Annotated in this window: 11 protein-coding genes and 2 tRNA genes; 7 read left to right on the top strand and 6 right to left on the bottom strand. The window is 62.8% G+C overall.

Features of this window, described 5'->3' with window-relative positions; translation table 11 throughout:
* The first annotated feature begins 18 nt into the window (after positions 1-18).
* From QMG83_RS00410 to QMG83_RS00400, 3 genes are all read left to right on the top strand, one after another.
* A tRNA-Ile gene (locus QMG83_RS00410) sits at positions 19-92 on the top strand.
* Positions 93-171: 79 nt separating this feature from the next.
* A tRNA-Ala gene (locus QMG83_RS00405) sits at positions 172-244 on the top strand.
* Between the two features lie 59 nt (positions 245-303).
* Positions 304-747, top strand: coding sequence for an NUDIX hydrolase (locus QMG83_RS00400; protein WP_283503394.1), 444 nt, complete (start codon positions 304-306; stop codon positions 745-747).
* Between the two features lie 49 nt (positions 748-796).
* On the opposite strand, the gene QMG83_RS00395 is transcribed toward QMG83_RS00400, so the two are convergent.
* Positions 797-1,384, bottom strand: a complete 588-nt coding sequence (locus tag QMG83_RS00395; RefSeq protein ID WP_283503393.1) for a hypothetical protein — start codon at positions 1,382-1,384, stop codon at positions 797-799.
* A 157-nt stretch (positions 1,385-1,541) separates the two neighbouring features.
* Between QMG83_RS00395 and QMG83_RS00390 the strand changes: the two genes are divergently transcribed.
* The gene (locus QMG83_RS00390) at positions 1,542-2,054 is read left to right on the top strand and encodes a peptidylprolyl isomerase (protein WP_283503392.1); all 513 of its coding nucleotides are present in this window, start codon (positions 1,542-1,544) and stop codon (positions 2,052-2,054) included.
* A 6-nt stretch (positions 2,055-2,060) separates the two neighbouring features.
* Positions 2,061-2,900, top strand: coding sequence for a rhomboid family intramembrane serine protease (locus QMG83_RS00385; protein WP_283503391.1), 840 nt, complete (start codon positions 2,061-2,063; stop codon positions 2,898-2,900).
* Between the two features lie 115 nt (positions 2,901-3,015).
* On the opposite strand, the gene QMG83_RS00380 is transcribed toward QMG83_RS00385, so the two are convergent.
* Entirely contained in the window at positions 3,016-3,261 is a 246-nt protein-coding gene (locus QMG83_RS00380; RefSeq protein WP_283503390.1) for a cell division protein CrgA, read from the bottom strand.
* A gap of 92 nt (positions 3,262-3,353) precedes the next feature.
* On the opposite strand from QMG83_RS00380, the gene QMG83_RS00375 reads away from it, so the two are divergent.
* Positions 3,354-4,145 carry a class E sortase gene (locus tag QMG83_RS00375; protein ID WP_283503389.1) on the top strand — a complete coding sequence of 264 codons (792 nt, stop codon included), beginning with the start codon at positions 3,354-3,356 and terminating at the stop codon, positions 4,143-4,145.
* A gap of 157 nt (positions 4,146-4,302) precedes the next feature.
* Positions 4,303-4,938, top strand: coding sequence for an anthranilate synthase component II (locus tag QMG83_RS00370; RefSeq protein WP_283503388.1), 636 nt, complete (start codon positions 4,303-4,305; stop codon positions 4,936-4,938).
* A gap of 37 nt (positions 4,939-4,975) precedes the next feature.
* Here the strand turns inward: QMG83_RS00370 and pknB are convergent, their stop codons facing one another.
* The 4 genes from pknB to QMG83_RS00350 form a co-directional block, all read right to left on the bottom strand.
* Entirely contained in the window at positions 4,976-6,697 is a 1,722-nt protein-coding gene (gene pknB / locus QMG83_RS00365; protein ID WP_283503387.1) for a Stk1 family PASTA domain-containing Ser/Thr kinase, read from the bottom strand.
* An 85-nt stretch (positions 6,698-6,782) separates the two neighbouring features.
* The gene (locus QMG83_RS00360; RefSeq protein WP_283503386.1) at positions 6,783-8,471 is read right to left on the bottom strand and encodes a serine/threonine-protein kinase; all 1,689 of its coding nucleotides are present in this window, start codon (positions 8,469-8,471) and stop codon (positions 6,783-6,785) included.
* A complete protein-coding gene (locus QMG83_RS00355) occupies positions 8,468-9,922 on the bottom strand; it encodes a peptidoglycan D,D-transpeptidase FtsI family protein (RefSeq protein WP_283503385.1) in 1,455 nt (484 codons plus the stop codon). The genes QMG83_RS00360 and QMG83_RS00355 overlap by 4 nt, the downstream gene beginning before the upstream one ends.
* Positions 9,919-11,310, bottom strand: coding sequence for an FtsW/RodA/SpoVE family cell cycle protein (locus QMG83_RS00350; RefSeq protein WP_283503384.1), 1,392 nt, complete (start codon positions 11,308-11,310; stop codon positions 9,919-9,921). Before QMG83_RS00350 ends, QMG83_RS00355 begins: the two co-directional genes overlap by 4 nt.
* Positions 11,311-11,339 lie beyond the last annotated feature (29 nt).

Raw genomic sequence — 11,339 nt, 5'->3', positions numbered from 1 at the left:
AGGTTCTTATCTGGTCTGGGGGATATAGCTCAGGCGGTTAGAGCGCTTCGCTGATAACGAAGAGGTCCGAGGTTCAAGTCCTCGTATCCCCACTAAAAATTTCATAAGGGCAGTCTCCACAAGGGACCACCCGACCTGAGTGTCACAGCTCCCCAGGGATCAGTGATGCACGGGGCCTTAGCTCAATTGGTAGAGCGCCTGCTTTGCAAGCAGGAGGTCAGGGGTTCGATTCCCCTAGGCTCCACGATTCAATACAGCGCCGCCAGCAATGGCGGCGCTTTTGCGTTGCCCTAAACTCCTGACATGGATATCCGGGTTGCCGCGTACGGCGTCATAATCGTCGATGGGTCAATCCTCCTCACTCACTGGCACGAGGGCCGCAAGTGGTCGCTACCGGGCGGAGGAGTTCAGGATCGCGAGCAGCCGGCGGATGCTGCGATCCGCGAGATTCGGGAAGAGTCAGGGTTCACGGCCACCCTGGGCCCGTTGCTCAGCGCTGACTCGATCATCATCTCGCGCCATGCGCCGCCAGGCGTTGCTCCTTCCCCCATGCACTCCTTCAGGATCGTGTACGAGGCGACTATCGCATCCGGGACTCTCACCCACGAACGAGACGGTTCGAGCGACGAAGCTCGCTGGTTCGCCCTCGACGAAGTGCAATCCCTTCCCCGGGTGAGCCTCGTGGACATCGGTATCTCGGCCTGGCAGGAAAGCCGGTCCAGGGAACAGGGCGCGCTGCCGGGTTAAATACGAAAAGGCCGGTGCCGAAGCACCGACCTTTCCGTTTGACCGGGTTCTAGCTCTCGGTAGCCAGGGGCGCCTCTACGGCGTCTTCCTCGACCCAGAGCTCGTCGTCTGCACGCAGCGTCTGCCAGGCGGCGTAGGCCACGAACGCGAAGGCCACCACACCGGCACCGATGAGGATGTACTTGCCGGGGCCGGCAGCCGGCGTCGGCTTGGGCTGCACGATGCCAACCCGGGTGCCGACATCGGTGCCGAACTTCGAGGCACGAGCGATGGCATCCTGCAACTGGTGGTGCTTGGCGACCTCAATAGCCGCGAGGGCAGCGCCAACAGCCGAGGTCACGCCGGGGATGACGTCGTCGGTGAGGCGGTGACGAGTGTGGCTTGCTGCTGAACGGGCGCTGGCAATGCCGCTCCCGGCCGCAGAACGTGCATTCTCGACGACGGGACGGAGCGTGTCGTCGTACTTGTCGCGAAGACGCGGTGAAACCTCTTCACGTGCGTAGTGGGACGCCTGGCGACGAGCCTCACGAACGACGAGGTTCGCGTGGTCAAGCAGCTCCTTTTGATCGTCCCAAAGATTTCCGGCCTGGCTCTTTAGCTTCTTGAGCTCTTTTCGGCGCTTGCGTGATAGTGCCATGAGGAAAACCTCCAGTGGGGAATCGAAACGTCCCACAATACTGTCATGCCCGGTGGCTGGGATGTAATGAGTTGCCTGTGAGCCCTCTGGGTGATATCGGGGATTCTTGCAGGGCCACTATGCAAGAATTGTCCCTATGCATACAGCGGTTGCGACCATGACGACTTCACTCGGCACCATCAAACTGAACCTTTTCGGCAATCATGCCGTCAAGACGGTTGCGAACTTCTCGGGGCTCGCCTCGGGCACGATCGAGTGGACCCACCCCGCGACCGGCAAGGTCTCCACCGACAAGCTGTACGACGGCATCGTCTTCCACCGCATCATCAAGCAGTTCATGCTGCAGGGTGGCGACCCCCTGGGCCAGGGCACCGGCGGCCCCGGATTCGAGTTTGACGACGAGATCCACCCCGACCTCAACTTCTCGCAGCCGTACGTGCTGGCGATGGCCAACGCGGGCACCCGTGGTGGCAAAGGTACGAACGGATCGCAGTTCTTCATCACCACCGTGCCGACTCCGTGGCTTCAGGGCAAGCACACCATCTTCGGCGTGGTTGCTGATGACGAGTCCAAGCGTGTTGTGGATGCGATCGAGGCAGTCGACACCGACGGCCGCGACAAGCCCCTCAAGGATGTCGTCATCGAGAGCGTCACCATCGAAGAGGTCTGAACCTAGGTGACAAGTACGCCGAACAATTCGGCTCACTACTGTTACCGGCATCCGGATCGCCAGAGCTACATCCTGTGTCAACGGTGCGGACGAACGATCTGCGCCGAGTGCCAGACGCAGGCCGCCGTCGGGGTGCATTGCCCTGAGTGCATCAAGGAAGCGAAGGCGGGCGCGCCGCGACAGAAGTCGGCCATTCTCACCTCGCTGCGTCGGTCGCGTGGGGCTCCCGTCGTCACGTACAGCCTGATTGGCGTCACAGCGCTGATCTATCTGCTCCAGATTCTGCCCGGCAGCCCCGTGACTAATGCGCTCGTGTACTTCGGACCGTTCACACCGAGCGAGCCATGGCGCATGATCACTGCCCTCTTCGTGCATTCGCAGGGGTCGCTACTGCACATTCTTTTCAACATGTTCTCGCTCTTCATCTTCGGCCCGCTGCTCGAAGGCATGGTGGGACGCGCGAGATTCCTTGCCCTCTATTTTGTGAGCGGTCTGGGCGGCTCCGTGGCGGTGTTGCTCCTGGCACCGGTCACTCCGGTGGTGGGAGCGTCGGGTGCCATCTTTGGACTGCTCGGCGCCTACTTCGTCATTCAGCGCAAGCTGGGCGGCACTAATGTGCAGATCCTGATCGTAATCGTGCTGAACCTGGTGATTGGCTTTGTGCCAGGGACGAACATTGCGTGGCAGGCGCACCTCGGTGGTCTGGTGGTGGGCTCGGCTGTCGCGCTCGTCTACCTGCGCACGAGGCGCCGTGACCAGAAGTCGTTGCAGATCGGCCTCATTGCCGGAATCGTGGCGGTGCTCATCGCCGTTACTGTGGCCGCGATCCAGCTTTACGGATTCTGATCCGAGGGGATCTGGGAGTTATCCACAGGCTATCCACAATGGGTATAACTACACGCGTGTAGTTATCGGGGCGTGCCAGCGAAGTTGCTGGTCAGCAGCTGCAGGAAAGAGCTGGTCAGCGCCAGCGGGTCGTCATCAGGAAGCCGATGAACATGATCCCAAAGCCGATGAGGATGTTGCCCGCACCGATGCCCGGGACCGGCAGCGTGTTGTTGCTCACGTAGAAGACGATGATCCACACCAGGCCGAGCAGCATAAAGCCGAACATAACGGGCTTGAACCAGACCGCGTTCGGAGCCTGCTCGCCCGTGCGGGCTTCGGCGGGACGGTCGGACTTGGTGCGTGCTGTCGTACGGGCCATGCGCAAGATTCTAGCCTGATACGGGCGAGCGGGGCTGGCTACCCAGCATTCCCGGGGGTTTGAGGTCGTCGGAGCAGCTTAGAATCGACATCATGGCCACTGAGCAGGGGCGTCGCAAAACCCGCGGCCGCGAGAAGCGAGTGATGAAGCAACGCCGTCGCGTCAGCGTAGTCGGCGTGATCGGCGAATTGCTCATCACGGCTGGCGTCGTTGTGCTGTTGTTTCTGGGATGGCAGGTCTGGCTTGGCAACCTCATCAGCGGTAACGCGCAGGCGGAGGAAGCCCAGGCTCTCAGTCAGGCGTGGGACAGAGAGGCGCCCGCGGAACCGGCGGAACCGGCGGAACCGGCAGCTCCGGTTGGTCCGGGAGACCCCATCGTGCAGCCCGCGCCAGAGAACGCCGTGGCCTTTGCCAACCTCATCGTGCCCCGTCTGGGCGCGGATTACACGCGACCGGTGGCAGAGGGTGTCAACGCCGACGTCCTGAGAACCAAGATCGGGCACTATCCGGGCACTCAGACTCCCGGTGGGGTGGGGAATGCCGCCTTTGCCGCACACCGGACCGGCAATGGTTCGCCCTTCTACGACATTGAGAAGATGCAGATTGGCGACTCCATTTACTTCGAGATGGAGGCGGGATGGTACAAATACGTCGTGCGCAGCCTCGAGTACGTCCACGCGTCGGGTGTCGGGGTGCTTGACCCGGTCCCCCAGTCCCCTGGCATCGCTGCCACCGACCGTGTGCTGACGCTCACCAGCTGTAACCCTGTGTTCACGGCCGATGAGCGCATCATCGTGTACTCGCTGTACGACACCTGGTTCCCGCGCAGTGGCGGAGCCCCTCCCGAAATCGCGGCCCTCGCCCAGGCAAGCGCGGCCAGCTGATGTACGGCGCACTCTGGCGGGCACTGCCCGGACCGTGGTGGTTGCGGCTATTGCTCGTCCTTATTCTTGTAGCAGCCGTGTTGGCCGCCCTCGTGCTCTGGGTTTTTCCCTGGGCCGACCATTTCGTCACACCGCAGGAGGTCACGGTGGAACAACAATGACGCGCGTTCTCGTCATCGACAACTACGACAGCTTCGTCTACACGCTGAACGGCTACCTGATTCAGCTCGGTGCCGAAACCGAGGTGCTTCGCAACGACGCGTTCTCAGAGGATGCCGCGGCCGCGGTGATTCGTGAGTACGACGCCGTGCTGCTGTCGCCCGGGCCCGGAAACCCGGCGCAGGCCGGCGTGAGCATCCCGATCGTCACCGCTGCCCTCGCGTCGGGACAACCGTTGCTCGGCGTGTGTCTGGGCCATCAGGCCATTGCCGAGGCGATGGGGGCGACCGTCACCCACGCCGATGAACTGATGCACGGTAAGACCTCGATGATCGACCATGATGGCAGCGATTTTTACGACGGCGTTCCCCACCCCTTCCGGGCGACGAGGTACCACTCGCTCGCGGTCGTTGACTCGACTGTGCCCGACGATCTCGTTGTCACCTCCCGCACCGAAGGCGGAGTGATCATGGGTGTGAGGCACGAAAGCCAGCCCATCTTCGGAGTGCAGTTTCACCCGGAGTCTGTGCTCACGGAGGGCGGGTACCGCATGCTCGGCAACTGGCTTGCCGTGGCGGGCCTCCCCGAAGCCGCCGAGACCGCTCGAGGCCTCAACCCCCTCGTGAAGCTGTAGGGATCCGCGGCGCAGGTGCCGCCGACAGAGGGGTGTACTAGCCGCTGCAGACCCGCAGCGTGACTGCCGTCTTTTGCGCCTGCTCACCAATCACTGACTGCCCAGACACTGTGCCGCCGGAGCAACCGAAGTCGAGCGTGACGTTGACGGGCAGCTGGAGGGCGCCGAGGGCGTCGTTGGCGTCCTTGAGGGCGCGGCCAGCGACGTCTGGCACGAAAACCATGCCATTGGAGACGATCAGGTTGACGGTGTCTCCCTCCCGGATGTTCTTGCCATCGACGACAGTGGCGCCGGCGGCCGGATCGGACCGGATGACGATGCCGTCCGCGAGATCCGGGGAGTAGTCGCGGGTGGTCGCGCCGTAAACCAGATTTCTCGCCTCGAGCCTGGTAATCGCGTCGGCTTCGGGCATTTGGGACACGTCAGGAACTGACACGGTCGGCTCGCCCGACGAGACGTACACCTTGATCGTCGTGCCGGGTGACACGGGAACGCCGGAGACGGGATCGGTGCGCACGATCACGTTCTCAGGAATGTCCGAGCTCGATTCGGTGAATTTCTGGGCTACAAGTTTGCTGCCCTCAAGGGTGGCCAGGCCGTCTTCATAGCTCTGACCGACCACACTCGGCACATCCGTCGACAGGTTGGGGGCGAGATTGGCAGGAGAAAGATTGAAGGTCCAGAAGATAACGGCCACGATGACAACAACCATGGTGGCGATACCGGCCCAGATCCACGCGACGGGCGGACGATTCTGGGTGCGGACAACCCGATCGTCCCGGTCTACTGTGAGCTGGCGGATTGCCGCCTCGGAGCCCGCAGTGGAGGTCGGGTTTACGCCGAAGAGCGTGCTGTTGAAGTCAGTGGTCGCCACCTGCTTGCGAGCGGGGACCGATCCGGCGGCGGCAGTGTCGACGTCATCCCGGAAGTCGCCGGCACTCTGGTAGCGATCGAATCGATCCTTGGCGAGTGAGCGAATAACGACGGCGTCGAGCGCCGGAGACACTCCCGGATTCAGGGAACTCGGGGGAACAGCATCTGAATTGACGTGCTGGTATGCGACAGCGACGGGGTTCGCGCCCAGGAAAGGGGGGCGACCGGTGAGCAACTCGAACAACACCACGCCGGTCGAATAAAGGTCCGTCCTGGCGTCGACCACCTCGCCGCGAGCCTGCTCCGGAGAGAAATAGGCGGCGGTGCCCACGATGGCGCTGGTTTCAGCGATCGTGGCCGATGAATCTGAGATAGCCCTGGCGATGCCGAAATCCATCACCTTGACCTGACCGGCTTTGGTGATCATGATGTTGCCGGGCTTGATGTCGCGATGCACGACGCCTGCCCGGTGGGAGTACTCCAGGGCGGTCAGGATCTGACCGACAATGCGGCATGCTTCGGCGGGGTCGAGGGCACCCTCGGCAACGATGTCTTTCAGCAGGCGACCGTCGACGTACTCCATGACGATGTAGGGCACGAGGGTTTCGCCGCCGCTGCCGTCTTTGACCGACTCTTCGCCCGCGTCGAAAATTCGGACGATGGTGGGGTGCGCCATTTTCGCTGCATCCTGCGCCTCGCGCCGGAAGCGGGTCCTGAATGCCGGGTCGTGAGCCAGGGAAGGCTTGAGGAGCTTGATCGCAACACGGCGACCGAGGCGACTGTCGATGCCGACGTGCACATCGGCCATACCACCGTGGCCCAGAAGCTCACCGACCTGATAGCGTCCGGCGAGTTCACGCACGTCCTGTGCCACGCCATCGATCACGAGCTATCTCCCGGTTGTGACTGGACTATTACTCCCGCCAGTGTAACCGCTGCGTCGCTGGGAGCTTCGAACCGCAAAGCGACCGTTACGGAGTCGCCGCCACGACGGTGACCGACGTTGGGTCTGACGTTGGGGATTCGAAGTCGGTGCAAACCGCGGTGTAGGTCACGGTGGTGGTGTCGCCCACGGTGTTCGAGATCTTGATGTCGACCGAGGTGTCAGTGGCGAGCCTCATCGAGTTGCCGGAGACGAACGATCCATTTTGCGGCTGAACGTTGAAGCCGCTCAAAGGATGATCGGCCGGGCAGCCGCTGTAGGTCGCCCACGAGAACGTGACGGTCGAACCCGGAGTGTACGGCCCAGAGGAGGCCGTCATCGCCGCTGGCTTGGTCGCGCTCGGCGGCGCCGGAATCGGCGAGTAGAACGAGACCGTGATGGTTTCACCGAGACGAACATTGCCTGAGGGCGTGACGCTGTAGGCAAGACCTTCCTGCTCCGCGCTGGGGGCGACAGTGCCGTCCTTGGCGTTGAGAACCAGACCGAGCTCGGTCAGGCGCGCCTGAACGACATCTCTCGTGCGGCCTTCGAGCTCCGTGGGGTCGAGAGTAACCTTGTCGCTCGCGGTCGCGGTCGGGGTCGGCGCTGCTGAGGATGGGGTGGTCGCCGACGTTGACGGCGGCGCGCTGGTCGGCGTCGACGGCTCTCCCGGCGGATTCGCGATCAGCGCGATGATCGTGCCCAGCAGCACAAGCGCCAGAAGTGAGATCAGGATGATGAGAGGCCAGGTCCACGGGTTGCGTCGCGCAGTCTCGATAGGCGTCGTTTGGGTGTCTGTGGCACTCTGTGTCGTGAGAATCCGGGTTGCCTGGGTGTTCTGCCCGTAGTTGGGGCCAACGGTCGCCGCGAGGGTACCGTCGCCGAGCACACCGGGAACGGCCGCGGCTGCTGCCGCGACATCCCCTCTTCTCAGCGCCTGTGCCGCACGGGCGAGGTGTGCCGCCGATGCCGGCCGGTCTGCCGGATTCTTGGCCAGACAGGCGTAAACGAGGTTACGAACGGGGTCGGCAACAGTGGAAGGAAGTTCGGGAGGAGTCTCGTTGATCTGCGCCATGGCGATGGCGACCTGCGACTCACCCGTGAACGGGCGGCGGCCGGCGAGCGACTCGTAGGCGACAATTCCGAGCGAGTATGTGTCGGTGCTCGGAGATGCCGGATGACCGCTGGCCTGCTCGGGCGAGAGGTACTGCACGGTGCCCATGACCTGCCCGGTGGCGGTGAGCGGAACCTGATCGGCGATACGCGCGATGCCGAAGTCGGTGATCTTGACGCGACCGTCGGGAGTGATGAGCAGGTTACCCGGCTTGATGTCGCGGTGGACAAGACCTGCCGCGTGTGCGGCCTGCAGAGCGGCGGCGGTTTGCGCGACGATGTCGAGCACGCGATCGCTGGACAGCACGCGCTCACGCTCGATGATCGCACTGAGTGCTTCACCGGGAACGAGTTCCATCACCAGGTAGGCGCTGCCGTCTTCCTCGCCATAGTCGAACACGTTGGCGATGCCCTCGTGGTTGACGAGCGCAGCGTGGCGCGCTTCAGCACGGAAACGTTCGAGGAACCCGGGATCGCCGAGGTACTCGTCTTTCAGGATCTTGATGGCGACAGTGCGCCCGATGACCAGGTCGGTGGCTTGCCAGACTTCGCCCATGCCGCCAATGGCGACACGGCTTGAAAGCTGGTAACGGCCACCAAAGGTGAGCCCACTTGAGGGTCTCATCTGTTCAACACCGCCTCTAGTACCTGCTTGCCAATCGGGGCCGAGATTTTGCTGGACAGACCATCCTGTCCCAGCCCACCGCCGTTTTGTACGACGACAGCTACAACAACCTCAGGGTCGTTTGCCGGCGCAAACCCGGTGAACCACAGGGTGTATGGATCCCCCGCGCCATTCTCCGCTGTACCGGTCTTACCCGCGACATCGACCCCATCTATTGTGGCAGTATTCGCGGCCCCGTTGGCGACAGACGCGACCATCATCTGTGTCATCGCCGCTGCCGTCTGCTGGCTCATGGCATCCCGGAAGAGCGAGGGCGAGAACGTCTCGATGGAGTTCAGGTTGGATGACATGATGCTCTCGACCAGATTCGGTTTCATGATCTTTCCTCCATTGGCAATCGCCATCGACACCATCGCCATTTGCAGCGGCGATGCCCGGACCTCGCTCTGGCCGAAGGCAGAGAGCATCGTGCTTGGCTCGTCGAGCACGCGCGGGTAAACGCTGGCGGTGGAGGAAAGCGGAACGTCGATGCTCTCGTTGAACCCGAACTTGTTGGCCTGTTCCAGGATCGCGCGATAACCCAGCTGCTGGCCGAGTTCGGCCATAGGAATGTTGCACGACAGGCGGATCGCGGTGGCGATGGTCGCGGTGTCGCCAGAGCCGCAGGTCGTCTCGTCCGAGTTGCTGATGACGAAGGTCGACTGTGGCAGGGTCAGCGTCGCGGGGTTGGGGAACTCGCTATCGGCGGTGAAGGTTCCGCCTTCGAGTGCGGCGGAGGCCACCACAAGTTTGAACGTAGAACCAGGAGGGTCGAGGGCGCCGGCGAGCGTGCGGTTGAACAGAGGCCCCGACGGGTCATCCAGCAGCTGGTTGTAGGTATCGATGACCTGCTTGGAGTCATGGATGGCGAACAGGTTGGGGTCGAAGGTGGGCTTCGAGACCATCGCAAGGATCTCACCGGTCTTGGGGCGAATCGCGATGACTGCGCCCTGGTAGTCACCGAGCGCGTCCCATGCGGCCTGCTGCACGACGGGATCGATCGTGAGTTCGACCGAAGCGCCCTTGGGGCTCTGCCCGGTGACGATGGCGTTCAGCTGTTCGAAGAACTGGTCGTTGGAGGTGCCGCTGAGATACTCGTTCAGCGCATCTTCCAGTCCGGTATTCCCCTGATTGAGCGTGAGGTAGCCCGTGACGGGGGCGTACAGGGGGCCGTTCGTGTAAACCCGCTGGAACTTGAATTCATCGTTACTCGGTTGCGAGAGCGCGATTGCCTGCCCGTCGACGAGAATGGGCCCGCGTTCGGCTGAGTAGCTCGCGTAGAGGGTGCGCGAGTTGCGTCCGTCCGACTTGAGGTTGTCAACGGCGAGGACCTGGATGATCGAGCTTGAGATGAATAGCGCGACGAACATCAGCAGCACGACGGTGCTGACGCGCTTGAGTTCCTTGTTCACTTGACCACCGCCTGACGGCTGTCTGCGACGGGGTCAACCACGAGAAGCGGCTGATTTCTGACGGTGTCTGACAGCCTGAGCAGCAGAGCGGCGATGATCCAGTTGGCCACAAGTGATGAGCCGCCCGCCGCGAGGAAAGGGGTCGTAAGTCCGGTCAGTGGGATCACTCTGGTGACGCCTCCAATGACGACGAAGACCTGCAGCGCGATGACGAATGAAAGCCCGACGCCGAGCAGGCGACCGAAGTCATCGTGGCCCGCAAAACCGATGCGGAACCCCCGAGAGACGAAGAGCAGATACAGGGCAAGGATGGCGAAGACGCCGATGAGGCCCAGCTCTTCACCCAGCGCCGAAATGATGTAGTCGCTCTCCGCCAGTGGCGTGATCTCGGGACTGCCCAGTCCGAGGCCAGTGCCGATGATGCCACCGTCGGCCAGGCCGAACATGCCCTGGACAAGCTGGTAGCTGCCACCAACAGCGTCGTAGATCTCCGGGTTGAACGCGTCGAGCCAGGCATCGACACGGCCGCCGACGTAGCCGAGTGTTTGGCTCGCCACGAATGCGCCCACCAAGAACAGTCCGAGACCGAGAATGATCCAGCTCGAACGTCCCGTCGCCACGTACAGCATGACGAGGAAGAGGCCGAAGTACAGAAGAGCCGTTCCGAGGTCTCGCTGCACAACAAGCACGAGCATGGAGGCCGCGAACACGACCAGCACCGGGCCAAGGTCCCGGGCTCGCGGAAACTGCATCCCAAGGAATTTGCGGCCGACCATCGAAAGTGAGTCGCGCGCGGTCACGAGATAGCCCGCGAAGAAGATTGCCAGTGCTACCTTGCCGAGCTCGCCGGGCTGGAACGAGAACGGTCCGACCTTGACCCACAACCGCGCGCTGGTGCCGAGGTCGCTGCCGATGAGCGGCAGCATCGGAAGAAGCAGCAACAGGATTCCGGTTGCCATCGCAACGTAGGTGTAGCGCTGGAGCACGCGGTGGTTGCGCACGATCAACAGCACTGCGATGGCGATCACGATCGACAGCACGGTCCAGGCGACCTGGCGCACGCCACCGTTATCCCAACCCTGAAGTTCATAGGCCAGGTCGACGCGGTAAATCATCGCGATGCCGAGGCCGTTGAGCACGGTTGCCACGGGCAGCACCAGTGCGTCGGCGTCACGGGCGACCACCCGCAGCACGATGTGCAGCACGAGAACCAGCACCCCGAGCATCCCGATCAGGATGAGCATGCCGGGTTCGATCGCGCCGAGCGCTCCCAGCTGCACAAGCGCGATAGCACCCAGATCGATGCCGATGGCGAGAATGAGCAGCGCGAGTTCGAGGTTTCGGAACTTTGCGGGGACCTTCAGGCGCAGTCGAATGGACGACGTCAAGGTCGACAGGGGGCCGGTTTCGTGTGTCG

The organism is Salinibacterium sp. G-O1, from assembly GCF_030063305.1.
Taxonomy (GTDB): Bacteria; Actinomycetota; Actinomycetes; order Actinomycetales; family Microbacteriaceae; genus Rhodoglobus.
The sequence above is the reverse complement of the archived record's forward strand: the minus strand, read 5'-3'. Positions and strand labels throughout refer to the sequence as shown.